This is a genomic window from Pseudomonas sp. LS1212, assembly GCF_024741815.1.
Lineage (GTDB): Bacteria > Pseudomonadota > Gammaproteobacteria > Pseudomonadales > Pseudomonadaceae > Aquipseudomonas.
Genome location: NZ_CP102951.1, coordinates 1,225,432 through 1,248,508, shown reverse-complemented (window position 1 = coordinate 1,248,508; position 23,077 = coordinate 1,225,432). Strand labels below are relative to the sequence as shown.

The window sequence follows — 23,077 nt, the reverse complement described above, 5'->3', positions numbered from 1 at the left end:
TTCAGCCATGCAAACCCAACTGTTGATCAATGGCCAACTGGTCACTGGCGAGGGCCCGGGCCAGCCGGTCTTCAACCCGGCGCTGGGCCGGGTCCTGGTGGAAATCAACGAAGCCAGCGAAGCCCAGGTCGATGCCGCCGTGCGCGCCGCCGATGCAGCCTTCGAAAGCTGGTCGCAGACCGCGCCCAAGGAACGTTCGCTGCTGCTGCTCAAGCTGGCCGACGCCATCGAGGCCCATGACCAAGAGCTGGCCAAGCTGGAATCGGACAACTGCGGCAAGCCCTACCACGCCGCATTGAACGATGAGATTCCGGCCATTGCCGATGTGTTCCGCTTCTTCGCCGGGGCCAACCGTTGCATGAGCGGCTCGACCGCCGGCGAGTACCTGCCGGGCCATACCTCGATGATCCGCCGCGACCCGGTCGGTGTCATCGCCTCCATCGCGCCGTGGAACTACCCGCTGATGATGGTCGCCTGGAAGATCGCCCCGGCCCTGGCCGCCGGCAACACCGTGGTGCTCAAGCCGTCCGAGCAGACCCCGCTGACCGCCCTGCGCCTGGGCGAACTGGCTGCCGGAATCTTCCCGGCCGGCGTGCTCAACCTGGTGTTCGGTCGCGGCGCTACCGTCGGCAGCCCGCTGGTGACCCATCCGAAGGTACGCATGGTCTCGCTGACCGGCTCCATCGCCACCGGCGCGAACATCATTGCCAGCACCGCCGACAGCGTCAAACGCATGCACATGGAACTGGGCGGCAAGGCCCCGGTGATCATCTTCGACGACGCCGACATCGACGCCGCCGTCGAGGGCATCCGCACCTTCGGCTTCTACAACGCCGGCCAGGATTGCACCGCGGCCTGCCGCATCTATGCGCAACAAGGCATCTACGACAAGTTCGTCGAGAAACTCGGCGCCGCCGTCAGCAGCATCAAGCTCGGCCTGCAGGACGACCCGAGCACCGAGCTCGGCCCGCTGATCACCGCCCAGCACCGTGACCGCGTCGCTGGCCTGGTCGAGCGGGCCATCGCCCAGCCGCACATGCGCCTGATCACTGGCGGCAAGGCGGTCGAAGGCGATGGCTACTTCTTCGAGCCGACGGTGCTGGCCGATGCCCGGCAGGACGACGAGATCGTTCGCCGCGAGGTGTTCGGCCCGGTGGTATCGGTGACGAAGTTCAAGGACGAGGCGCAGGTCCTGGCCTGGGCCAACGACTCGGACTACGGCCTGGCCTCGTCGGTCTGGACCCGCGACGTGGGCCTGGCCCATCGCATGTCGGCGCGCCTGCAGTACGGCTGCACCTGGGTCAACACCCACTTCATGCTGGTCAGCGAAATGCCCCATGGCGGGCAGAAGCTTTCCGGGTATGGCAAGGACATGTCGATGTATGGGTTGGAGGACTACACGGTTGTGCGGCATGTGATGTTCAAGCATTAAAAGGCAAGACCCCTCTGGGGCCTTATCGCTGGAAAGTCAGCCGGTAACTGCAACGACCCGGCCGCTATGCGGTCGGGTCGTCTGGGCACTCACTCCCCTGCCCTGCCGCAGACATCTCCGACAAAACGCGCTTCCTTTTCCCATCTCATGCCAATTGAGCTTCTCTACTAGGTATCATAATCTGATACCATGAATAACAATCAGCTCTCTACTCTCCGCGTGATATTCGCCAGACCTGTCCCCAGAAGCCTGGAGTGGGTCCGTATCGAATCGTTGCTGGTAGCAGCGGGAGCCAGAACAATCGAGGGCAATGGCTCTCGCGTTCGCTTTGAACTCAACGGTGTTATCGCCACCTTCCATCGGCCTCATCCAGACAAGGAAGCCAAACCTTACCAGGTTCGCGATGCGCGTTTTTTTCTGGAGCAGGCGGGAATTACCCCATGAATGTAATGAATTACAAAGGCTATGCAGCCCGCATCGAGTACAGCGACGAAGATGGACTACTGATCGGCCAAGTCGCCGGAATTCGGGACGTGATTGGCTTTCACGCCGAGTCGGTGTCCGAACTTCGCGAGGCTTTCGAAGACGCTGTAGACGATTATCTGGCGGCCTGTGCGCGCATCGGGCGCCCGCCACAAAAAGCCTATTCGGGCAAACTGAGCCTACGGCTGGAGCCCGCCTTGCACGCGTCAGTCGCAGTAAAGGCAGAGCTTGCGCATAAAAGCATCAATCAATGGGTCAGTGATGTTTTGAGCCGCGAGGCGCACGCCTGACTTCAAGTGGCCGCTCTGGTTGGAGGTGACTCGAACCATTCGCGGCCAAGCTGGGCACCGCTCGGCCGCCCCTGCGATCAATCGCGCAAATCCGACTCATGAATCGGCTGGTCCCGACTCGTGGCGCGTTGGTATTGCGCCGGCCAGACGGCCTTTTGCCCGCCCAGATCGTCGTCGGCATGCAACGCCCAGTAAGGGTCGCGCAGCAGTTCACGGGCCAGCAGGATGATGTCGGCCTGGCACGTCCGCAGAATGTGTTCGGCCTGGGCCGGTTCCGTGATCATGCCCACGGTGCCAGTGGCGATACCGGACTCCTTGCGTACACGCTCGGCGAAACGGGTTTGATAACCGGGGCCTGTGGGGATTTCGGCATTCACTGAGGTGCCACCGGACGAAACGTCGATCAAGTCGACGCCCACCGCTTTCAGGCGCCGTGCCAATTCGACGGTTTCGTCCGGATTCCAGCCGTCCTCGACCCAGTCGGTGGCCGAAACCCGCACGAACAGCGGCAACTCTTCAGGCCAGATGGCGCGCACCGCTTCGGTGACCTGCAGGGTCAGACGGATGCGGTTCTCGAAGCAGCTGCCGTACTGGTCGCGACGCTGGTTGCTGATCGGCGACAGGAACTGATGCAGCAGGTAGCCGTGCGCCGCATGAATCTCGACCACTTTGAAACCGGCGACCAATGCCCGCTTGGCGGCCTCGACAAAGGCTTCGATCACACTCTGGATCTGCCCTTCGCTGAGTTCGGTGGGCGCAGTGTGCTCGGGGTCGAAGGCAATTTTCGATGGCCCGACCGGAACCCAGCCACCTTCGCTGACCGGCACGCTGCCGTGCTTGCCCAACCAGGGCCGATACGTACTGGCCTTGCGCCCGGCATGTGCGAGCTGGATGCCGGGCACCGAGCCTTGCGCGGTAATGAAACGGGTGATGCGTTGCAATGGCGCGATCTGTTCGTCGCACCACAGGCCCAAGTCCTGGGCGGTGATGCGGCCATCGGCGGTGACCGCCGTCGCTTCGCTGAAAACCAGGCCCGCACCGCCGATGGCGCGGCTGCCGAGATGAACCAGGTGCCAGTCATTGGCCAGGCCATCGACACTGGAATACTGGCACATTGGAGAAACCGCAATTCGATTGGGCAGGGTCAACTGACGCAGGGTGTAGGGTTCAAGCAGCAGACTCATGGGGCACCTCTCAAGTCAAGTGGTAAGGCTCCAGGTTCTGTTTGAAAAGTCGACAGACGAGAATCTTCCCCGCAGGTTCACATGACAAATCAGACAGTGCTTTAGAGCCTAGACCACTTTGATCGGCTTCCCCCCTATTCGATCAACGCGGCTCCATGTGCGCGATCATCAACTGGACGGTTTCCTGGCCGCGAAACTCATTGAGATCGAGCTTGTAGGCCAGCTCTACCCAGCGCACCGAAGGGTTGGGCCAGATCTCCCGATCGATACCGAAGGCAATACCGTCAAGCTTCACCGAACCGCATTCGCTCTTGAGCACGACCTTCAGGTGACGCTCGCCGACCACGCGCTGTTCGACCAGTTGGAACACGCCATGAAAAAGGGGTTCGGGAAAGTGCTGGCCCCAGGGCCCGGCATGGCGCAAGGCGCGCGCCAGCTCCAGGTGGAACTCCTCGACCGCCAGCGTGCCGTCGGACAGCAACCGACCGGTCAGGTCCTCCTCGCGCAACTGCCGACGCACCTCGGCATCGAACGCCGCGGCGAAGGCCGGGAAATTTTCCGCCGGCAATGACAGGCCGGCAGCCATGGCATGCCCACCGAACTTGCTGATCAGCTGCGGGTGCCCGGCCGCCACGGCGTCCAGGGCATCGCGTATATGGAACCCCGGCACCGAGCGGGCCGAGCCCTTGAGCATCCCCGCGCCGGCATCGGCGAAGGCGATGGTCGGACGGTGGTAACGCTCTTTAAGGCGCGAGGCCAGAATACCGATCACCCCCTGGTGCCAGTCAGCCTCGAACAGGCATAGCCCGAACGGCATCGACTCCAGCGGCAGGTCCTTGAGCTGGGCCAGCGCTTCGCGTTGCATGCCCTGTTCGATGGACTTGCGATCCTGATTCAGCTCATCCAGCTGCACCGCCATTTCCCGAGCCAGGGTCGGGTCTTCGCTGAGCAGGCATTCGATGCCCAGGCTCATGTCATCCAGACGACCGGCAGCGTTCAGACGCGGGCCCAGGATAAAACCCAGGTCCGTGGAGGTGATGCGACCGTGTTCGCGCCTGGCCACTTCCAGAATGGCCTTGAGCCCGGGCCGCGCACGTCCGGCGCGAATCCGCTCCAGCCCCTGGTGGACCAGGATACGGTTGTTGGCATCGAGCGGCACCACGTCGGCCACGCTGCCGAGCGCCACCAGATCGAGCAGCTCACCGATGTTCGGCTGCGGCCGGGTTGCGTAGTGGCCCAGGCTGCGCAAGCGCGCACGCAAGGCCATCAGGACGTAGAAGATCACCCCGACCCCGGCCAGCGCCTTGCTGGGGAACCCGCAGCCCGGTTGGTTCGGGTTGACGATGGCGTCGGCCGCGGGCAACTCGTTGCCCGGCAAATGGTGGTCGGTGACCAGTACCTGCAGACCGGCCGCCTTGGCCGCGGCAACGCCTTCGACGCTGGAAATGCCGTTGTCGACGGTAATCAACAAATCGGGCTGGCGCTGCAGCGCCACCTCGACGATTTCCGGCGTCAGGCCGTAGCCATATTCAAAACGGTTGGGCACCAGGTAATCGACGTGGGCCGCGCCCAGCAGACGCAAGCCCAGCACACCGACCGTACTGGCCGTGGCGCCATCGGCGTCGAAGTCGCCGACGATGAGAATGCGCTGGCGTTGCTCGAGGGCGACGACCAGCAAATCCACGGCGGCGTCGATGCCCTTGAGTTGCTGGAAAGGAATCAGTCGCGCAAGACTTTTATCCAGCTCAGCCTCGGACTGCACGCCACGCGCCGCGTAGAGCCGTGTCAACAGCGGCGGCAGGTCACCGAGAAAGGGCAAGGTTTCAGGCAGTTGGCGTGGTTCGATACGCATTGCTTAACCGCGCTCGCCCATCAGCCACTCGAGCTGGACTTCGTGCTGACCACGGTCGTCGGTCACGAAAATCGTCCCTTCGCTGATCATGACATCCCACTTGATGACGCGCGGCATGTCCTTGGCCAGCGTCTCCAGGACTTCCTGGGGGACGCCGGCAATATTGACGTTTTTCAGGTTCTTGACCGCATCGACCACCTTGGTCTGCCAGACACGCAGGCTGCCGTAGGCCAGCAGGCTGGTGCGCTCGGTGCGACGGGAACACCAGGTCAGGCGCTCGGCATCCGGCTGGCCGACCTCGATCCAGTGAAGGACCCGGTCATCCAGGCTTTTTTCCCACAAGGCAGGCTCGTCCACTTCCGACAGGCCGCGACCGAACGACAGCTGTTCGTTATACCAGAAGGCATAAGCCAGCAAGCGTACGGTCATGCGCTCTTCGGTTTCGGATGGGTGGCGGGCAATGGTTTGCTTGACGCTCTCGTATACCCCGCGATCGAGGTCGGTGAGGTTCAGTTCAAACTTGTAGGTCGTGGACGGCTGGGCCATGAACGGGCTTCTTGCGGCGAGAAAAGTCGCCCAGTCTAACCGATGCAAAGCCAATGAACGAATGGCAAGGGCGTGATCGAGTACCAGCCAGGGCCCGGCCTGTGTTAAAAACATCGATCCTGCCCTGCCGCCACGGACTTGCCATGCAACTTGCCGCCAAACCTCTCGCCGGTCTGAAAGTCATCGAACTCGGTACCCTGATCGCCGGTCCCTTCGCCTCACGCATCTGTGCCGAGTTCGGTGCCGAGGTCATCAAGGTCGAATCCCCGGATGGCGGCGACCCCCTGCGCAAGTGGCGCAAGCTGTACGAGGGTACCTCGCTGTGGTGGTTCGTCCAGGCGCGCAATAAAAAGTCATTGACCCTGAACCTCAAGCACCCCGACGGCCAGGAAATCCTCAAGAAGCTGTTGGCCGAGGCGGACATCCTGATCGAGAACTTCCGCCCTGGCGTTCTGGAAAAGCTCGGGCTTGGCTGGGACGTGCTGCATGCGCTGAACCCGAAGCTGGTAATGGTCAGGTTGTCGGGTTTCGGCCAGACCGGGCCGATGAAAGACCAACCCGGCTTCGGCGCCGTCGGCGAGTCCATGGGCGGCCTGCGCTATATCACCGGCTTCGAGGATCGCCCACCGGTGCGTACCGGTATCTCCATCGGTGATTCCATTGCCGCGCTCTGGGGTGTGATCGGGGCGTTGATGGCGCTGCGCCACCGCGAAGTCAACGGCGGCCAGGGCCAGGTGGTCGATGTCGCGCTGTACGAGGCGATCTTTGCGATGATGGAGAGCATGGTCCCGGAGTTCGATGTGTTCGGCTTCATCCGTGAGCGCACCGGCAACATCATGCCGGGCATCACACCCTCCTCGATCCATACCAGTGCCGATGGCCGGCATGTGCAGATCGGTGCCAACGGCGATGCGATCTTCAAACGCTTCATGTCGGCCATCGGCCGCGAAGACCTGGCCAATGACCCGACCCTGGCAAGCAACGACGGGCGGGATCTGCGCCGCGACGAAATCTATGGCGTTATCGACCGCTGGGCTCGAACGCTGCCACTCGATGCATTGATGGCCGTTCTCAACGAGGCACAGGTCCCGGCCAGCCGCATCTACTCGGCAGAGGACATGTTCAATGACCCACAGTTTCTCGCCCGTGAAATGTTCCTGCAGGCCAAACTGCCCGATGGCAAGCCGTTCAAGATGCCGGGGATCGTGCCCAAGCTCTCCGAAACACCCGGCTCGGCCGAATGGGTGGGCCCTGAATTGGGTGCCCATACCGATCAATTGCTCGATGAACTGGGCTATGACGCCTTGGCCGTTGCGCGCTTGCGCGAATCAGGGACGATTTGACCTGTTCGCTTGCCGGTAATCGTCACATTACCTACCTATATGCAGGATGCGCAGTCATTCTTCATTGAAGATCAGCACGCGCGTCCCTGACCCTGGATGACAGGCAAAAAGAAACCCCGGACGGTGGGGAGCCGCTCGGGGTCAAACATGATCACCGTAGACATGGGTCGCTAATGACCAATACGACAGGGAACATGCACCGGAGCTCAATGCGCATCCCCTGCCCTTGCAAAATAGGAGTCCCTGCGGGCCGGAAGGTTCCCTGCTCAGGCTGCCGAAAGGATAAACGCCCTGCATTGCGCGGCATTGCGCAGAGCAGCAATGGCGCAGGGCTGCAAACGCCCCTCGGCGATCAGCAGATCACGCCGCAAGCCATCGACAACGTCGGTCAGCAGACGCTTGTCATGCAGCTGATAGCAACTGACTGTTCGGTCAATCACAATGGCGCCTGAGGCATTGGTGAGCGTCATCCGATATTCCCGGAGCGAACCGGATGGGCCCAGCGTGACCAGGTAGGGCGTCAAAGCTTCACTTAGCAACAAGCTGATATTTTCCATCTTGTTCACCACTCTCTTGTCCGAAATCAAAGTTGCCTTCGCAGTTTCGTTTTGAATGAGCATGCCCGCTGAATATGACAGATTGAATTTGCCGATGGACCTGGTTACCGAAGCCACCCGGCCTGCCCGCAAGAGACCCCTTCGCGGTCAGCGATCCAGCGCTTCAGCTCGAGGCTAGCCATGGGGCGGGCAATGAAATACCCCTGCATGATCGGATTGCCCAGGGCCTTGATGGCCCGCAGGTCTTCAACCGTCTCCACCCCCTCGACCACGACCTTGAGGTCCATGCGCCTGGCCATGATCAGCGCACCAGCCACCACCGCCGCTTTTCTTTCATCCTCGGCCATGCCTCGAATGAATTCGCTGGGCAGTTTCAGTTCGCTGAAAGGCAACGCCAATAACCGCTGAAGATTGGACTCTCCCACTCCGAAATCATCAATCGACAGCTGACACCCCGCTAAACGCAGGCGCAGCAACCCCTCAAGCTGTTCAGGGGCAAGCTGGCAACCCTGGGCTTCGATGATTTCCAGGGTCAGCGCGCTGGCGGGTACGCCATGGCGCGCAAGCGCTGCGAGCACCTGCCGGGGGAAATCCTCCTGTTCCAGCAACCGGGGTGCAATATTCACGGCCACCGGCAAGTGCAGAGCATTGGCCAGGCGCACCGCCGCACTGAGCTCAAGCGCCCGATCGAGCACGTGCCAGGTCAAGCGCGCGAGCAGCCCGGCATTCTCGATCATCGGCAGGAACTGGCCGGGTGTCAGCAACCCCAACTCGGGATGCTGCCAGCGCACCAGTGCCTCGACCCCAACCAGATTGCCCTCCAGGCAGACCTTGGGCTGAAAGTGCACGACCCATTGGGCGATGGTTTGCATCAGCTGCTCAGGTTGCAAGGCGCGCGGGTCGGGGCCCTCGCTGCACTGCGGCGCCGTGGGTACCGGGTGGTCAATCGCTGTTTCGTCCAGGTACGACTCGAGCAGTTTGCGCACCGATGCCACGCAGGCTGGTTTCTGCAAGCTGCCCAATACCCGCAGTCCCTGTTGCCGGGCCAGTTGGCTCACGCTGTCGAGAACGTTGCGTTCGGCCCCACTGAGTAGAACCACGGCCCCTGCCAGGCCAGCGCAGGCCAGATGCTGAATCAGATCCAGACCATCGGCGCCAGGCATCTGCAAATCGCAGATGGCGACATCGACCCGCCCTCGGCGTGCCAGAGACTGGCGTGCGGATTCGACAGTCTCGGCTGTCAACACATCGAATACGCCGTTGGCATTGAGCATCTGATGCAAGGCCATCAGTTGAAAGGGGTGGTCTTCAAGAATCAGAACCTTGAGGGAATGCATGGGTTTTCTCCGCAATTGCAGGCGTGAACAACGGCACACGCGCCCGCACTCTAGAAAAAACGGTCCTGATAACCCATAGGACAAGTCCTAAAGCTCACGCGGATTTTCCGCCAGCTCCCCCTCGATTTCCGTCTGCAGCTGCACAATGGCTGATTCGAGAGCCATCCATGGCCCGGTCGGTGCAGCCGATGGATGTTCGCGGCTGAAGGCATCCAGGTCCGCACAGGCACGCGCCAATGGAATCGCATCGATGAGGCAGGCCACCCCTTTGAGACGATGCAACGAGGCGTTGATGCTTTCCCAGGCCAGCTGCGCGACAGCAGTCGTCAACGCCCCGCGTTCCTGGTCGAGATTCTTGTGCAGCTCCACCAACATTCGCTGTAAAGCCGGCGTACTGGCGCGGGTCATCTCTTGCAATGTCTGCCTATCAAACGAATGCTGCGCGGTGAACTGCTGGATAACCCGGGCCAGGCGATCGAGTTCCACCGGTTTGACCAACAATTCATCCATGCCCGCCTGCAGGCAGCGTGTACGCTCATCCTTCATGGCATTGGCCGTGCAACCGACAATCGCGCTGGGCCGTCGTTTTTCGAGCATTTCGATGCGCCGAATGCCCTGCGCCAATGCATAACCGCTCATGACAGGCATGTTGCAGTCGGTCAATATCAGGTCGAAGGCCTGGTTTTGCCAGGCATTCAAAGCCGCCTCGCCATCGCCGACAGCCACTACTTCATGGCCCAGGAACTCGAGTTGCTGGCCAAGGACCAAACGGCTGGCGCAAAGGTCATCGACCACCAGGACTCGCCGCGAAGGCGTTGAGGGCCGGACCTGGCAGACCTCTGTCTCGGGCCCAACAGCCTGGGTCACTGTTGTCAGCGACAACTCGATGCTGACCTCGGTCCCCTGCCCGGGCACGCTGTGCAGTGCGATCCGGCCGCCCATCAGTTCCACCAATTGCTTGCAGATACTCAAGCCCAGGCCCGACCCGCCATACTCTCCGGCCGATTGCGGGCTCACCTGGACAAACGGCTTGAAGACCTTGGCCTGTTGCTCCGGGGTGATGCCAATGCCATCGTCCTGCACGAAGATGTGCAGGTTGGCCTGTTTGCCTGTAACCGCGCGGCGGGTCACCACAACCCGTATCCGGCCATGGCGGGTGAACTTGATCGCATTGCCCAGGAGATTGACCAGTACCTGACGCAAGCGCATCGGATCGAACCAGAAGACGCCCTCGGCCTCGGGGGCAAGCTCCAGGGTCAAGGCGAGCCCCTTTTCCCTGGCTTGTGCGAAGAACTGTTCGACGATGCCGGCAAAAAAAGGTTTGAACGCCAACGCTTGAAGCGATAACTGCATGCCGCCTGCTTCTATCCGCGCGAGGTCCAGGCTGTCGCCAATCAGGGCGATCAACTCTCGGGCCGACTGGTGGGCAACCTCCAATGCCTGAGACGGGGCCTGGCCCAGGGCTTGTGCGCTTTCACGTTCCAGTTCGAGCAGACCGATAATGACCGCCATGGGCGTACGGATCTCATGGCTCATCGTTGCAAGGAATGTACTCTTGGCCTGGCTGGCCTGCTCTGCCTGTTGGCGGGCCTCGACCAATGCGGCTTCAAGTTGCTTGCGTTCGGTGATGTCGATCCACCCTCCAAGCAGCCCTTGCAACTGGCCGTCGGCCCGATAAAACGGCACGGTCCATTGATACGCTTCGATCCTGCGCCCGGAGATCTCGATCTGCCGATCGACAAACGTCGGTTGCGGGTCTTGCAACGACGCGAGGTAATCGCCATGTATTTGCGCGGCCTCGCGCACGGAAATCACATCGATATCAGGCAGCTTGCGTCCTTTCATATCTTCAAAACTGAGCGAGAGGCTTTCCTCATAGCTCTTGTTGCATGAAATCAATCGCCCCTGCAGATCCCGGACGTAAATGGGATTGGGAATGCCATCGAACAATGCCCTCTTGAAGGCCAGTTGATCATTGAGCGCCTCTTCGGCCTTCTCGCGCTGACGGATTTGTACCCTCAGCCGACTACTCCAGACCAGGGAGGCCAGACTAAACAGCAGCGCCGCCGCCACAGCCCAATAGACCCACGGCGCTATACGCTGCCAGACCGGTGCCGGGGTCGCCACCGCGCCCAGCCACTTCATGCGCATCGCCCGCAATCCAGCGACCGGGAAAGCCTCCAACGCCTTGTTGAGGATGCTCGCCAGTTCCGGTTGCGCGGCGCTGACTGCAAAGCGATCCGGTGCCCATTTGCCCTCGACACCGCGTCCTACCCTGAGCGTACCTTGCGGGTCGCGGCCCACCGAACGGTAAGCGCCCACTTCACTGTCGATAGTCGCGTCGGCCTGGCCGCTGCGAACCAGCTCACGGGCCTGATCCAGCGAGTCCACCAGCCGCAGCCGGACCTCGGGGTGCTCGCGTCGTATGGTGCTTTCCAGTGCATGCTGGGCTGGCAGGGCCAGCACACCCCCCGACAAATCATGGAGCGAACCGAGGGAAATATCGGCAGGCCTGACGATAAAGACCCAGCTCTGCCCGCCAAAGGAATGGGTGAAGCTGAGAAAGGCGCGGCGCTCCGGCGTCTCGCTGAGCGTGGTGTTCATGTCCGCCTGGCCGCTCTGAAGCAAGTCCAGGCTTTGCACAATGGATGCAGCGGGTTTGAAGACGAACTGCAGGCCGGTCATTTGCGAAATCGTCGCCAGTACATCGCTGTTGAGTCCGACCCAGGCTTGCCCCTCATTGCGAAAGAGATAAGGCGCATACTGGGTGGCCGAAACGATCACCTGGGGATGTTGGCGAATCCAGGCTTGTTCGGAGGCACTGAGCGTGACGCGTTGCCGGGCAATGTCCGACCCCAGGCCCGACGTCCAGCGCCCGAGGATTTCGCGCCGCAGCGACTCATCGATACTGGCCAGCGCCCGGTCGATCATTACCCCCAGCGGCTTGTCGCTGGCCCGCGTGGCGAAAGCAAAACCGATGGGTGGCAGGGCGCTGGGGCCGACGATCCGGAGCCCCATGAAGGGACGCAGAGCGCTATAGGCGCGGATGATCACCTCGTTACCGATAAAGGCGTCCACCTCCCCCTGATTGAGCGCCTCGAAACCGCTATAGAGATTGGGGGCAACGATGATCTCGCTGGCCGGATAAGCCTTGTGAACCACATCGGTATCGGCATAACCGTCGAGCAGTACGATTTTCTTGCCCGTCAGGCTCATGGTGGGTGAATTGCCACCGCCACGGGCGACCACCATCGAGCGGTCCGGCATATAGTCGCTGGAGAACGCCAGGCCCGGAACGCTGCGCTCAAAACCATTGGCACTGGTGAGGATATCGATGGCACCGCTGTGCAGGGCCTCGATGGCCTCCTCACGCCTGGCATAGCCCAGAACCTGCGTCGCCACTCCCAGGCGCCGGGCAACCAGGCTCAGGTAATCGGCGCTGATGCCCTGGTAACGGTTGCGGTCGATGGTGATGTCTACCGGCTCATAGTCGGCAATCGAGATGCCAATGCGCAGCACTCGATCCGGCCCCAGCCATTGCTGCTCGTCGCTGTGCAAAGCCATGGGTTCGAGCTCGGAGAACGGCGGAACCAGGGTGAATGGCAGGCTCTGCGCAGCCTGGGCGAACGGTCCGAGGCAAAATAGCAAAAGGCACAGGACGCCTCGCACCAATGGCGATCTCCAACAGCCCGTCATGCCCGCATTCCTTGACAACGTACTACCTATCCGTGGCTACTGGTTCAGGTCTTGTTGGATAAACCAATAAGATCAAATGGTTAGGCTTGATGGTGTAGGTGTCCCTTGCTGAGTTGGCGGCTTTCGTATCTGTATGGTGTCTGTTAGACACCGGGCTTTTTAGGCCCTTGGCGTTTCGGGTCGGGGTTACGTTGGGGTCACGACACCGCTTCGATCAAGCGCACGATATCGGGCTGCCCTCGGTGTTCGGCCTGCCACAAATCATAGGCCGCCTGCATGGCCAGCCACTGGCGCACAACAAAAAAGCCCCCCACCGCTTCGATGGGGGGCGATACAGCGGATACGATTACTTGCGCTGTGAATCAAGCACTTCCTTGTTATTCACCACATCTTGCGCCTTCATGTAACTTTCGATCAGCAGTTGGTAGGCCGGGAAAATTTTGGTGTAAACCTCAGCCCATTGCTGAGCATCATCTCGGTTCCAGGTTTTTTGCAGCTCAGAAGCGACTGCGCCCGTATCCATCGGTACCACACCAGCCTGCACCACACGAGCGAGCGTAATTTCCTGCGCCATCTTGGTATAAGTGCCCGAGGCATCCACCACTGCGAAGACCTGATAACCGTCATATACGGCGCTGATGGCGGGGAAGGCCATGCAGACGCTAGTGATGGTGCCGGCAATGATAAGTTGCTTCTTGCCAGTGGCTTTCACTGCGGCCACGAACTCCGGATTGTCCCAGGCATTGATCTCACCCTTGCGCGCCACGTATTGAGCGTGAGGGGCATTTTCATGAATCTCAGGGATCAGGGGGCCGTTCGGGCCTTGCGGTACGGAGGCAGTGGTGATGACCGGAATCTTGGCTAGCGCTGCCATCTTGGCCAGTGCCGCCGCGCGTAGGCGTAACTCAGGCATCGGCATATCGCCCACTGTCTGGAACAGACCACTCTGGTGATCGATCAGCAGCATGACGGCGTTGGATGGGTCAATGGCAGGTCTCTGGTTGTTGAAGTTAGCAGGCGTGCTCATGGGGACTCTCCACGGATGGGATGGCGACGATCAGGCCGCCGGAAAAACCCTCATAGCGTAGCTGTTGAAATCGTTGATCGCCTGAACGATCTCGTCTTGCGTGTTCATGACGAAGGGGCACACCAACATGTAGGCTACACTCAACAACCGCACCGCTTTCCCATATTTGCAAGGTGCTAATACTGCTAAGTGCGGAACCGTCACCATGCACATCTATGTCGAGATCGACCTGCCAGGCTACATCCATCCGGCAATCGACCTTCAGACAGGTCAAATCGTCGAACTGACAAAATCGATTCAGCCAAGGGTACTGGCGGTTGCTGAATGGGTTCAGTTAGAACTGGACTTTCACAACAACTCTGACCGTCTGCGCGCCAGTGCCTGCTCACTTGACGACCCCGCGTAGCTTTCCAAGGTGGCCGTCTCGGTTTCCCGGATCAGAGCGTTGTCGCGCCTTTGCTCAGGGCTCAACTTTAGCTCACTCGCCCATCTGGCCTGATCCGGGGTGTCGATGGGTTCGGGCTGGATCAAGGGCATGGTGTCGGGCACGTCGTCTGGACGCTGCCACCTGGGGTTGCAGGCTTCTTGCGGTGTCATTGTCGCCACCGGTTCCCGCTCTTTGAATGCATAAGTAGCCTTGGACAAGGCGAAGGCGATTCTGCGAGCGGCTTCAAATTCGCTGTCGATGTTGACCTGGGTGTTGACCTGCACAACATCGCCGTCACCGTCGCGGGCCATGGGCGGCATCAGCCTTGCCAAACACTGCCGGATAAATTCGCTCGGGTTTTCGGTCGCCCATTTTAATAAAAATTTAGGTCCGCCTAATTTTTTATAAGTTTGCAGAATGTCATTGGCGATTTCGCCTGTGATCAATTGCCGCTGGTTTTTATCCAGACTGCCTTTGACCCTGCCGCCAGATTTGACTTGGCCCGGTGGTCGGCCTCGGGCAGCCATCACTCTTCACCCGCATGCGTGGGCAGGGTCAGGATCGAGTCCAGCGAGCCGTCAGCACGGTAGTTGAGGTGTACCGTCATCGCCCGCCGAGGCTTGCGGTGAGGCACTGGCACAATCTGCGTCATCGCATGAAACAGCGCTTCGATTTCGCCGAAGGCTTCGGCCAGATCGCCGTTCGCTTGGTTGCTATAGAGGATGGTCATGTTCGTGTCCTCCTATTAAATCCTCATGCTGGGGTTATGGACATGGCCATGATGCGACCATGTTCGTCACGTTGAGTTACCCGTAGTTCAGCGGGCGTTGGTTTTGATGCTGGCGGCGGGAATGTATTGGATGGCACCGGCGTTATGGACATGGCCGCGATGCGCCCGTTTTCGTCTCGCTGGGTAACCTTGAGTATTGCGGGCACCGGCTTTGATGCTGGCGGCACTGGTGCAGGGGACTGCTGCTGCATTCGTTCCGTACGCTGTTGCTGTTCTTTTAATGCCTCGGCTACGCGCTCTGCCACAGTCTGGTCGATCAATTGCTGGATAGCAGCGCCCAAGCCATTAACATCCACAGGTTCTGGCGGGACTTTATCCGGTAGCTCGATACCGAGGCTGCGGAATTTCCGCTCCAACCTAGCGAGCCCAGGATGCGTGCTTGTCGGCGCTGGGGGCTGTTCTTGCCGTGGGGGCACGGGCCGATTCAGAATATTGGTCATTTAAGTCGCGCCTCTGCTATCAGACCGCGCAGCGTTATCTGCTGCCCACCGTGAAGAAACGGCAAAGCCAGTAAAGCGTTGAGCTTCGAGATCAAGCGTTCGTCGCCACCGTCGGCCACAAGTTGGTCGCGGACTTCGCGGGCTTCGACGCAAAGGGGATGTGAAGCAGAAATGTTGTCCATGGTTCAATTCTCCGATAAACCGAGCTTCAAAATTCTGGGGGAGGCTTGGGCCACCGCAACCCCCGCGCTGGTCAGGCTGGTAATTTTAATAACCTGCAATCCGGCAAGGGGCGCAGGATCAAAGGCGACGATCCGATTGGCCGATGTGGGAAAAGTCAGAAAATCGCCCAGATCGTTAAACACATTAAAGAAGCTGGTCGTGCCACTGATGGAACCCTGTATTCCGATTCGCGCATCTGACCATGCAGTTGACATTTCGATACAGCTTAAAACTAAACCCGTTATGTTAACTGACTCGGATTCACCGCTGGCTGCCGTGCTCAGGGTTATAGCGGCGAAGGTACGATTAGACGGTCGTGGGCTTATAACGTTTGCCATTTTAGATTAACTCCTATCTCTTATATCAAGCAACGTCCTATATCTTGCTTGAAGCTGGGGGTCTCTCAGATAGCTCTGCCGCTCGTGTTTCATCGTGCGTTCAATCGCCGCTATTTCTTGGGCAATCGCACTGCCTGATGTAGGCAGGGAACCACTACCGATGGCAGAATTAAACAAATGTTCCATTGCTTGAACGGTGTTGAGCAGAACCCCGACATTGGATATTTGGGTAAGGTGCGCCTGATCTCTGGCCGGTAAACCGTCAAAATAACTTTGGATGACTTGGATGTTTGCTTCGTAGGAAGTGCCCCAGCGTTTACGCAAAACGACTTCCGTATCCATCTTTGTGCGTTCATTGCGTCGGTTGAGTTCGGCCCAGTCGGCGTCTGACAGTTGATCTTCATGAGAGGGGGGTGCACTTCCTTGTGCGTCTGACACAGGGCTTCCAACTGGTTGAGCATTAAGCCGTCGTGCTGCCTCCGACACCCACCAGCAGATGTCTTCAACCATCTTTGCGCTAAAAGCGTGGTCGTGGGCGAAGTTGGCGAAGGCTTGAAAAATCGGGTCGGACTTATGCTCGAAAAGGTTATAGCGATGGCGTTGCCGTTGTGCTGATGGCGGGTTAGCGAGTGCATCCTGATACCATTGAATGGCTTGCTGGATATGCCGCGCATTGTGCTGAAGCTTGGAAAAATCCGAGAGGAAGACACCGGCTAGCTGTCCGATTGCGGCCTGCACTTGTTGGGCAGTTACACCGGGAGGGAGTGTTTGCCCAAAGATCGTTTGGCCGCCTTGATAAGTGTCAATTTCACCCGGTGATAAAACATCCGGCACATTGCTCCAACTATCAGGAGAAGGCGCTAACGGTTGTGGTGATGGTGCATACGGCGCCAAGTCACCGGGTTTATATAAATCGATTTCATTACCCACAACAAGCCTCCTGTGCCCTTAATTTGTACAGCGTTTTCTTGCAATGGATATGCACATGACTATCCGGGCCACCGTTGGGGTCCATTGCCAGATTGAGCCGGGGTTCTTTCTCCGTGATCCCGCAAAGCCGACACGTGTCGGGGGCGACAGGCGGGTGCAGCTTCATCGCCTTCAAATCAATCACCCGGATTTGCGGGCTGCCGCGCAGTTTCCACAGGGCAATGCCGTATCGATCGGCCAAGACCCAGCGCATGTGACCACTGCGATAATGGGCGCTAAAAATTTTTACTATCTGGTGCGCTTCGCTTATGGTGGCATCCGGCTTGCCGATAAAGCGTAGAAACTCTATAAAATCACCACACCACGCTTGGCCTTTGGCGGCGTCGGCGATGCCAGCGAGTAAAGCAAGTTCGTTGTCGGTCATCATGATGTTGTTACTCCAGAACGGGCGACCTGAGTGCGCATAGATAGCCACGGTTTCATGCAGATTTTATGTAAGAGGGAGCGAGGCACAGGCTCGTTGCGGATATCTTTCTCGTAAATCAAGTCGATGTGAGCCAAGCGTTTGCTGTCCAACAAACACCAGCGACAACAGGTATTGGAAACGGGGAAATGCTCCAAGCGGTAGCGCATGCCTTCGAGGGTTGGCGGCGTCGCCAAGGACACCAAGCACCAATTGCCGAGCGTATCCCGCCACAAGCCCACTTCATACTTCAGTAACTCTTTATGGGTTTCCGGCCTTTGCAGATAGCGGGTTAATTCCTCAATGCTTGGTGCGTTATCACCCATGCTATGTTGCACATAACCCGCCAGCGCACGCATAGTGCCGCTATAACTTATAAATTGAATCGCACATGCCTGAACGTGCCGGTTAATCAACTCACTGTTCATGTCCGCAGGCTCGCATGATTTAACAGTTGTGACAGGCAGTCTTCCTGGGAAATGGCGTTTTTAATCACCGTCAGACCATCGGAGTTTCTAACTGCACTCCACATTTCATCCGGCCCGCAATACACAAGCCGATGATTCGATGGAAGTTTTTCACCGATGCTGCACAACATCGCGGGCAGTTTGACATAGCTCAGTTGCTGCACTTCGGCGTAGCCATTGCCGCATTGCAGCACCACATAACGCGCATAAAAAGTTCGGCCAGCATCCACGATGATTAGCTCATCATATGGAATAAATTGTCCGGCCACGGTGGCATAGTAGGAACTTTCACTCAGCCGCTCCAGTGTCGTGCCCGCTTCAGCCACGATGAACCATTCGTTATGCGCGGCTTCGCGCAGCTTAATGTCCTTGGGTTTCAGGCTGGGAACAGGAGGAAGCTGTTGCGGGTCGATAACATCGGAACGGGACATTGTGGAGTTCTCCAATACGTTGTGTTGCGTTCGTATTGGGTACACATATAACACGAAGTAGTGACTGTGCTAACGCCGATAAGACGAGTGACTGCCGTTCTATTTATTAGATATGCAGACTTTTCAAGTAATCATCAATGTAGCGCCACCCCGGCACCAGAGTTTGGTTGCCCGCTTTGACTTTTATCCGGTGCTCGGGGTGGCTTTCGGTCAAGATGCAGTTGAGTTCGACCAGTGCGGCGTACTCGGCATCTGCCTCGGCTTGTATCTGTTTTTGCACCCATATGGCGCGCTCGCCGGCAGTGCCGGTCCAGTCCACAAGCTGCTTGCGGTAGAGTGAAATCACGGCGTCCATCGCGGCTTTCAGGCGCCTTGTCTTGTCTTCACGGGCATTATCTGCCCGTGCCTTCTTGGCTGCGGTTTTGACTGGATCAGGAACAGGTTGTTGAGCCCGGTACATCTGCAACTCGTTCAGATCAGAGCGCAGTTGACCAGCCCATGGGCTGGGCACCGTCCTATCGAGTGCGGATTGATAGGGTGCGGTTGATTCCATTGTTGCGTTCATGCTTCACCTCCTCAATACCCCTGCGACCTCCCGAGATGCGTTCAGGGATGCTTCAGCACCGCTCTCTATGGCTTGGGCTCCAATGCCTTTTCACCGTGGCGATACTCAACCCCGAGAGCGCAACCACTTCCCGCTGCGACTTGCCTTCAGCCTTCAACCGCTGCACCTGCGCAGTTGTGCCAGTCGCAACGGGTCTGCCCAGCTTCTTGCCTTCAGCTTTGGCTCTCGCCAGTCCGGCCTGTGTCCGCTCGACGATCAGGTCACGTTCGAACTCTGCGACAGCGGCCAGCACACCCATGGTCATCTTCCCGGCTGAACTGGTCAGGTCGGCACCGCCCAATGCCAGACAGTGAACCTTGACCCCACGATCAGCGAGTGACTTGACTGTGCTTTGGACGTCAATTGCGCTACGGCCAAGACGATCCAGCTTGGTGACAATGAGTACGTCCGACCTCTCCAGACGCTCTACCAGCTTCGCAAACTGCGGGCGTTGGGTAGCTATCGTGCTGCCCGAGATTGTCTCCACGATCACCCGCTGTTGCTCCACAGCGAAGCCTGCGGCCCGTACCTCCTGCACCTGGTTGTCAGTGGTCTGGTCTTCGGTGGAAACCCTGGCGTAAAGAAAGGTTCTCATGGCGGTATCCCCTCTGCGGCTGGTATCAACAAACACTGGTATCAGTCTAACAGGCATCATCAAAGGCGCAAGCCGTTTTGTTGATACCAGAATATGGCATCCAAGGCCGGTATCATTTAACGTTCGTTTGTTGACGACCTCTCCGCTTCGCAGATAGAGCGCTTGGTGGCTACCTTGGGCTTTCCAGAAGCTCTATCAATTGATAGAGCTTCCTCCCCTGAGTGCTGTCCATTGGTGAGGGTTGCCATATTGGCCGCGATCACCATCTGGGTCGCTGCTACCACTTCATTACGCTTCGTCTTTTATAAATAAACAAATAACCTACCAATTAAGCGTCTATCTAGGGCTTTCGGCTCGTCCGCTCAGTAATCCGTAAAATTTTCTATTTGTCTCTGTCCGGTATATGGTTTTCACTATTAACGCGCAATAACCGCATTAGCAATTGCGCCACAGTTTCACCCGGCAGCCGTGCAGCTAATAAAGCCTCTGCATCTGCCATATCCAGATACGCGGCAATTCGCTTTTGCCCGAGCAATTTACGGCGCTGGCGAAATAGCCGCTGCTTGCGCGCATTCCTGTTCACCGGCTTCTTGATCTCCACCCAGCCTTGCGCCAACAGCCGATCAAGGTCGCCGGGGCCGACTTCGCGCACTTGCGAAGGGTGCGCCAATTTAACCAGTTTCATTTTCATATCCTCCTGCTCCAACAGTACGGCGGCGTCCTCTTCATTTCACAGGCGCCCCCTGATGGGGGGCTTTCACCATCGCCTCCTGACCCCCTTCACCGGGGTCAAAATCTACTGTCCGTCTTTTTCCGGGAAATATTCACGCAGAACGCCCCGAAACCCCTAAAACACAGATAAAACCCTTAAAATTAAGATAAAACCCTTAAAAGGCTCTTTATATAATTCTATTTTTTTTTTTTTTTTTTTTTAAGACAGTATGGGGATGCCCTGTGCTAGAGCCTCCGGTACTGTCTTTTCGCAAATACGACAGTAGGACAGTCAACCCCCTGTGAAAGCCCCCGGTGCCCTCCTTTTTTACGGACAGTAGGACAGTGGTTAGGACAGTAACTCCACCCAAATTGTCGTCGTCCCGTTCTTGTTTTCCGCCTTTGTCTCCCTCACCTGTTCGCGCATTCCCAGCGTGATTAGCAGTTCTGCCATTTCCCGGCGACACAAGTTCATGCCCTTGTACAGATCGCGCTGACGCAGCTTGCCGCCTGCCTTTTGCAGGAGCCGCACAACCTGCTTGGTGGACTTCTCGAAGGCGCTGCCCGCCAAGGTGCCGCTGACCTTGCTCAGCGTGGTCTCGACGCTCCAGGTCATGAAGGCCAGCGCCTGTGAATAGTCGTTCATCTCCACCAGCAGACGCCCGTCACCGACGGCAAGGATGGCCGCGATCTTGCTGACGTGCAGTTCGAACCTTCCATACAAGGGGCCGTACTCGCCCAGCTGCTGCTTCCGCTCGTACACCTGCGGCCCAAGGGCTTTCAGTGCCGCCTTCACCTCCTCGTCATATTCAACCTTGCGCCCCCACCCTTCACCGATCATCTCGTCCCGTCGCCCAGCCCGCCAGAAGGCGGTGAGCTTATCCTTGAACGCCTTCGGCACCGCATGCCAAGGCTCGTCGTTGCAGCTGTAGGGGGGATCGTCGGGCAGGCAGATGAAGATGAACCGGTTCAACGTCCCGTCTTCCAGATGCTTGATCGAAAACGCTTCCCAGATCTTGTCGGTGGTGCCACCAAGGATCTGCACGAACGGATTTTCCACTGCCTCCAGCGTCTTGTGGCTGTCGGCGTAGGGTTTCGGCGGCATCCGGTCGCCGTCATAGGCTTCCAGTACGGCCCGGCTCAGCCCCGAGCCGTTCGCGTCACCCTTACCAAGACTTTCAAATTTGTGCGCCAGTTCGTCTACGCGGATCAGGGCATTGGGGGTTATGGTGAGTTGCCGACGCATGGCAGGCTCCGATGCCGGAAAGTCGGACACAGAGTCCTTGGCTTCCGTAGCGCCCAACAGCTTGAGCCCCGCTTTCATCGCTTCGGTTTTGCCCGTCCCGGTGCCGCCGACCAGTGCGATATACAGGTTGAGTATGGAGCCCCCCGCCGTGCAGTGGGGGCCGATCAGGCAGGCGACGATGGACAGCGCCACGGCATAGGCGAACTCTTCCCTAGGCGCATGTGACGCCCTCATGATCCACTTGGCAATCTCACCGACCAGACCCGGTGCCTTCTTGAACAGTTCCATGGGGAAGGTGGGGCTGACTTCAGGAGTCACTGGACCAGCCACTGGATCACTCACTGGATTGCTTTCGGGCGCATCAGGATCTTTTACAACAGGATCGGCTGGCTTCCCGTAACCGATCATGTCCCGGTGGATACCGTCATCGGTTTTATCCCAAGCCCGCCGGACCTCATCCTTGGCAAATTCCGCTGCCTTCTCTTCGTCATCCCCCCGGTGGCTTAAACAATACGACCACAAGGCTTCGGTCTGGAAGATGGTTGCCAAAATATCTTCGGCAGATATACCGTCATTAGCCAGCATGATGATAAGCCCGTAAAAAACGGGGCTTCGATCACCGGCATAGTTCCCGTCTACCAGTGCTTGCTGGTCCTCGCTCAGCAGGCACTTGGATAGGTCCGCTGGCGTGCCGTCAAAGTCATCGATGGGTTTTGCTGGCTCCCCGCGTGTCTCCCTCAGTTCACGCAGGCCCCAAGATTCGATAACCTTCAGATCGTCTTCGGTCAGGTTGGCCATGTGTTTGGCGTTCATATTATCGAACGTTACTGTCAAAAATCTTGCACTAGTGCCTAGATAAATTTCACAGTGGTCACAGTTCGGCGGCTTGCAATCCAACGTGTCCTGATATTTTTTCGCCCAAGCGGTTGGCACCCAAGCAAACATGCGCACGCCTTTACCACTGGGGGATTTTTCCGCATAAGTCTTGAACGGGATCTTGAACTTGTCGAAGTTTACGTCGTCGAAGTCGAAACCGGCCAAGGTACACTTGTCGGCACCCCCGCCAGTCGTAAGACCCCCGGTCATGACAAAACCAACCCCGGATAGATCGAGCTTAGGGTTATTGGCGCGTTCCAGCGCTTCGGCCATTGGCGTCCATTGCTTTGGTTCACTGGTGGACAGGTTGAATTGGCCGTTGTTGGGGATCTTGTCCCACTTCTCCCGCTTCGGATTCCAGACCATCCTGAACGGCACCCAGCGTTCTTCCATCTCTAGACCGATAAAGGCTCTTTTGTTAATTTTAACTTTCCTAGTCCCCATGTAGCCACGGGGGGTTCCACCAAGCAGTTGCTTGGTCTCAGATTCCGCGCTAGGATCAACGGTGCATGAAGTGCTTCCCTCAGCCCCCTTTACCGTGCTACCGGCAGGGGGCTTTTCTTTGGTGGTCATGGCTTACCCCCCATCCTTGGTGATGGATGGCACACCTTCGGCGGCGATCCTTTCAATTTCGGAAAGCGGAATCCTACGATCCGAATCGACCATCACATAATGCAGAAGCCCGCGTTTCATGAGGTCGTAGACCTTGGAGCGCGAGAGGTCCAGCACGTCGGCGGCGTTGTTGGGGCTGAAGAGTTGTTTAAGCTGTTCCATGTTTGTCTCCTGATGA

At 58.4% G+C, this 23,077-nt stretch carries 25 protein-coding genes; 4 read left to right on the top strand and 21 right to left on the bottom strand.

Going from position 1 to position 23,077, the window contains the following annotated elements:
* Positions 1-7 precede the first annotated feature (7 nt).
* The 3 genes from NVV94_RS05765 to NVV94_RS05755 all read left to right on the top strand — a co-directional run bounded on the left by NVV94_RS05765 (position 8) and on the right by NVV94_RS05755 (position 2,205).
* Positions 8-1,432, top strand: a complete 1,425-nt coding sequence (locus NVV94_RS05765; RefSeq protein ID WP_258446269.1) for a gamma-aminobutyraldehyde dehydrogenase — start codon at positions 8-10, stop codon at positions 1,430-1,432.
* A gap of 189 nt (positions 1,433-1,621) precedes the next feature.
* Positions 1,622-1,876: a type II toxin-antitoxin system HicA family toxin gene (locus NVV94_RS05760; protein WP_258446268.1), complete on the top strand. Its 255-nt coding sequence runs from the start codon at positions 1,622-1,624 to the stop codon at positions 1,874-1,876.
* Entirely contained in the window at positions 1,873-2,205 is a 333-nt protein-coding gene (locus NVV94_RS05755; RefSeq protein WP_258446267.1) for a type II toxin-antitoxin system HicB family antitoxin, read from the top strand. Before NVV94_RS05760 ends, NVV94_RS05755 begins: the two co-directional genes overlap by 4 nt.
* 77 nt (positions 2,206-2,282) lie before the next feature.
* Here the strand turns inward: NVV94_RS05755 and NVV94_RS05750 are convergent, their stop codons facing one another.
* From NVV94_RS05750 to NVV94_RS05740, 3 genes are all read right to left on the bottom strand, one after another.
* A complete protein-coding gene (locus NVV94_RS05750) occupies positions 2,283-3,389 on the bottom strand; it encodes an NADH:flavin oxidoreductase/NADH oxidase (protein ID WP_258446266.1) in 1,107 nt (368 codons plus the stop codon).
* Between the two features lie 142 nt (positions 3,390-3,531).
* Positions 3,532-5,241: a single-stranded-DNA-specific exonuclease RecJ gene (gene recJ / locus NVV94_RS05745; RefSeq protein ID WP_258446265.1), complete on the bottom strand. Its 1,710-nt coding sequence runs from the start codon at positions 5,239-5,241 to the stop codon at positions 3,532-3,534.
* Positions 5,242-5,244: 3 nt separating this feature from the next.
* Positions 5,245-5,787 (bottom strand): YaeQ family protein, encoded by a 543-nt coding sequence (locus NVV94_RS05740; RefSeq protein WP_258446264.1) that lies wholly within the window; start codon positions 5,785-5,787, stop codon positions 5,245-5,247.
* 143 nt (positions 5,788-5,930) lie between these two features.
* Here NVV94_RS05740 and NVV94_RS05735 point away from each other — a divergent pair, with 143 nt between their 5' ends.
* Positions 5,931-7,130 carry a CaiB/BaiF CoA-transferase family protein gene (locus tag NVV94_RS05735; protein ID WP_258446263.1) on the top strand — a complete coding sequence of 400 codons (1,200 nt, stop codon included), beginning with the start codon at positions 5,931-5,933 and terminating at the stop codon, positions 7,128-7,130.
* Between the two features lie 266 nt (positions 7,131-7,396).
* Here NVV94_RS05735 and NVV94_RS05730 read toward each other — a convergent pair whose 3' ends face one another.
* From NVV94_RS05730 to NVV94_RS05645, 18 genes are all read right to left on the bottom strand, one after another.
* Positions 7,397-7,687 carry a DUF3509 domain-containing protein gene (locus tag NVV94_RS05730; protein ID WP_258447627.1) on the bottom strand — a complete coding sequence of 97 codons (291 nt, stop codon included), beginning with the start codon at positions 7,685-7,687 and terminating at the stop codon, positions 7,397-7,399.
* A gap of 104 nt (positions 7,688-7,791) precedes the next feature.
* Positions 7,792-9,024, bottom strand: coding sequence for an EAL domain-containing protein (locus tag NVV94_RS05725; protein ID WP_258446262.1), 1,233 nt, complete (start codon positions 9,022-9,024; stop codon positions 7,792-7,794).
* Positions 9,025-9,111: 87 nt separating this feature from the next.
* Positions 9,112-12,720: an ATP-binding protein gene (locus tag NVV94_RS05720; protein ID WP_408733449.1), complete on the bottom strand. Its 3,609-nt coding sequence runs from the start codon at positions 12,718-12,720 to the stop codon at positions 9,112-9,114.
* Positions 12,721-13,066: 346 nt separating this feature from the next.
* On the bottom strand, positions 13,067-13,747 hold the full coding sequence (locus tag NVV94_RS05715) for an isochorismatase family protein (protein ID WP_258446261.1): 681 nt from the start codon (positions 13,745-13,747) through the stop codon (positions 13,067-13,069).
* Between the two features lie 348 nt (positions 13,748-14,095).
* Entirely contained in the window at positions 14,096-14,701 is a 606-nt protein-coding gene (locus NVV94_RS05710; RefSeq protein ID WP_258446260.1) for a hypothetical protein, read from the bottom strand.
* Positions 14,701-14,904 (bottom strand): hypothetical protein, encoded by a 204-nt coding sequence (locus NVV94_RS05705; RefSeq protein ID WP_258446259.1) that lies wholly within the window; start codon positions 14,902-14,904, stop codon positions 14,701-14,703. The genes NVV94_RS05710 and NVV94_RS05705 overlap by 1 nt, the downstream gene beginning before the upstream one ends.
* 23 nt (positions 14,905-14,927) lie before the next feature.
* Positions 14,928-15,404, bottom strand: a complete 477-nt coding sequence (locus tag NVV94_RS05700; protein ID WP_258446258.1) for a hypothetical protein — start codon at positions 15,402-15,404, stop codon at positions 14,928-14,930.
* A complete protein-coding gene (locus tag NVV94_RS05695) occupies positions 15,401-15,586 on the bottom strand; it encodes a hypothetical protein (protein ID WP_258446257.1) in 186 nt (61 codons plus the stop codon). Before NVV94_RS05695 ends, NVV94_RS05700 begins: the two co-directional genes overlap by 4 nt.
* A 3-nt stretch (positions 15,587-15,589) precedes the next feature.
* Positions 15,590-15,841, bottom strand: coding sequence for a hypothetical protein (locus NVV94_RS05690; protein WP_258446256.1), 252 nt, complete (start codon positions 15,839-15,841; stop codon positions 15,590-15,592).
* A gap of 129 nt (positions 15,842-15,970) precedes the next feature.
* A complete protein-coding gene (locus NVV94_RS05685) occupies positions 15,971-16,894 on the bottom strand; it encodes a hypothetical protein (protein WP_258446255.1) in 924 nt (307 codons plus the stop codon).
* Complete coding sequence (locus NVV94_RS05680) at positions 16,887-17,321, bottom strand: hypothetical protein (RefSeq protein ID WP_258446254.1); 435 nt, start codon at positions 17,319-17,321, stop codon at positions 16,887-16,889. The genes NVV94_RS05685 and NVV94_RS05680 overlap by 8 nt, the downstream gene beginning before the upstream one ends.
* On the bottom strand, positions 17,318-17,785 hold the full coding sequence (locus tag NVV94_RS05675) for a hypothetical protein (RefSeq protein ID WP_258446253.1): 468 nt from the start codon (positions 17,783-17,785) through the stop codon (positions 17,318-17,320). Before NVV94_RS05675 ends, NVV94_RS05680 begins: the two co-directional genes overlap by 4 nt.
* A complete protein-coding gene (locus NVV94_RS05670) occupies positions 17,782-18,255 on the bottom strand; it encodes a hypothetical protein (RefSeq protein WP_258446252.1) in 474 nt (157 codons plus the stop codon). The genes NVV94_RS05675 and NVV94_RS05670 overlap by 4 nt, the downstream gene beginning before the upstream one ends.
* Before the next feature lie 106 nt (positions 18,256-18,361).
* Positions 18,362-18,820 carry a hypothetical protein gene (locus NVV94_RS05665; RefSeq protein ID WP_258446251.1) on the bottom strand — a complete coding sequence of 153 codons (459 nt, stop codon included), beginning with the start codon at positions 18,818-18,820 and terminating at the stop codon, positions 18,362-18,364.
* 52 nt (positions 18,821-18,872) lie between these two features.
* Positions 18,873-19,454 carry a recombinase family protein gene (locus NVV94_RS05660; RefSeq protein WP_258446250.1) on the bottom strand — a complete coding sequence of 194 codons (582 nt, stop codon included), beginning with the start codon at positions 19,452-19,454 and terminating at the stop codon, positions 18,873-18,875.
* Positions 19,455-19,836: 382 nt separating this feature from the next.
* Positions 19,837-20,145, bottom strand: a complete 309-nt coding sequence (locus NVV94_RS05655) for a hypothetical protein (RefSeq protein ID WP_258446249.1) — start codon at positions 20,143-20,145, stop codon at positions 19,837-19,839.
* Positions 20,146-20,514: 369 nt separating this feature from the next.
* The gene (locus NVV94_RS05650; protein WP_258446248.1) at positions 20,515-22,860 is read right to left on the bottom strand and encodes a hypothetical protein; all 2,346 of its coding nucleotides are present in this window, start codon (positions 22,858-22,860) and stop codon (positions 20,515-20,517) included.
* 3 nt (positions 22,861-22,863) lie between these two features.
* Positions 22,864-23,061: a helix-turn-helix domain-containing protein gene (locus NVV94_RS05645; protein WP_258446247.1), complete on the bottom strand. Its 198-nt coding sequence runs from the start codon at positions 23,059-23,061 to the stop codon at positions 22,864-22,866.
* Positions 23,062-23,077: the final 16 nt, after the last annotated feature.

Coding starts and splice junctions, on each gene's coding strand:
- NVV94_RS05730 (WP_258447627.1), bottom strand. CDS start 7,687: ATGGAAAATATCAGCTTGTTGCTAAGTGAAGCTTTGACGCCCTACCTG.
- NVV94_RS05655 (WP_258446249.1), bottom strand. CDS start 20,145: ATGAAAATGAAACTGGTTAAATTGGCGCACCCTTCGCAAGTGCGCGAA.
- NVV94_RS05660 (WP_258446250.1), bottom strand. CDS start 19,454: ATGAGAACCTTTCTTTACGCCAGGGTTTCCACCGAAGACCAGACCACT.
- NVV94_RS05740 (WP_258446264.1), bottom strand. CDS start 5,787: ATGGCCCAGCCGTCCACGACCTACAAGTTTGAACTGAACCTCACCGAC.
- NVV94_RS05755 (WP_258446267.1), top strand. CDS start 1,873: ATGAATGTAATGAATTACAAAGGCTATGCAGCCCGCATCGAGTACAGC.
- NVV94_RS05765 (WP_258446269.1), top strand. CDS start 8: ATGCAAACCCAACTGTTGATCAATGGCCAACTGGTCACTGGCGAGGGC.
- NVV94_RS05715 (WP_258446261.1), bottom strand. CDS start 13,747: ATGAGCACGCCTGCTAACTTCAACAACCAGAGACCTGCCATTGACCCA.
- NVV94_RS05720 (WP_408733449.1), bottom strand. CDS start 12,720: ATGACGGGCTGTTGGAGATCGCCATTGGTGCGAGGCGTCCTGTGCCTT.
- NVV94_RS05710 (WP_258446260.1), bottom strand. CDS start 14,701: ATGGCTGCCCGAGGCCGACCACCGGGCCAAGTCAAATCTGGCGGCAGG.
- NVV94_RS05750 (WP_258446266.1), bottom strand. CDS start 3,389: ATGAGTCTGCTGCTTGAACCCTACACCCTGCGTCAGTTGACCCTGCCC.
- NVV94_RS05645 (WP_258446247.1), bottom strand. CDS start 23,061: ATGGAACAGCTTAAACAACTCTTCAGCCCCAACAACGCCGCCGACGTG.
- NVV94_RS05695 (WP_258446257.1), bottom strand. CDS start 15,586: ATGGACAACATTTCTGCTTCACATCCCCTTTGCGTCGAAGCCCGCGAA.
- NVV94_RS05650 (WP_258446248.1), bottom strand. CDS start 22,860: ATGACCACCAAAGAAAAGCCCCCTGCCGGTAGCACGGTAAAGGGGGCT.
- NVV94_RS05670 (WP_258446252.1), bottom strand. CDS start 18,255: ATGTCCCGTTCCGATGTTATCGACCCGCAACAGCTTCCTCCTGTTCCC.
- NVV94_RS05760 (WP_258446268.1), top strand. CDS start 1,622: ATGAATAACAATCAGCTCTCTACTCTCCGCGTGATATTCGCCAGACCT.
- NVV94_RS05675 (WP_258446253.1), bottom strand. CDS start 17,785: ATGAACAGTGAGTTGATTAACCGGCACGTTCAGGCATGTGCGATTCAA.
- NVV94_RS05725 (WP_258446262.1), bottom strand. CDS start 9,024: ATGCATTCCCTCAAGGTTCTGATTCTTGAAGACCACCCCTTTCAACTG.
- NVV94_RS05690 (WP_258446256.1), bottom strand. CDS start 15,841: ATGTCAACTGCATGGTCAGATGCGCGAATCGGAATACAGGGTTCCATC.
- recJ (WP_258446265.1), bottom strand. CDS start 5,241: ATGCGTATCGAACCACGCCAACTGCCTGAAACCTTGCCCTTTCTCGGT.
- NVV94_RS05665 (WP_258446251.1), bottom strand. CDS start 18,820: ATGAACGCAACAATGGAATCAACCGCACCCTATCAATCCGCACTCGAT.
- NVV94_RS05680 (WP_258446254.1), bottom strand. CDS start 17,321: ATGATGACCGACAACGAACTTGCTTTACTCGCTGGCATCGCCGACGCC.
- NVV94_RS05705 (WP_258446259.1), bottom strand. CDS start 14,904: ATGACCATCCTCTATAGCAACCAAGCGAACGGCGATCTGGCCGAAGCC.
- NVV94_RS05735 (WP_258446263.1), top strand. CDS start 5,931: ATGCAACTTGCCGCCAAACCTCTCGCCGGTCTGAAAGTCATCGAACTC.
- NVV94_RS05700 (WP_258446258.1), bottom strand. CDS start 15,404: ATGACCAATATTCTGAATCGGCCCGTGCCCCCACGGCAAGAACAGCCC.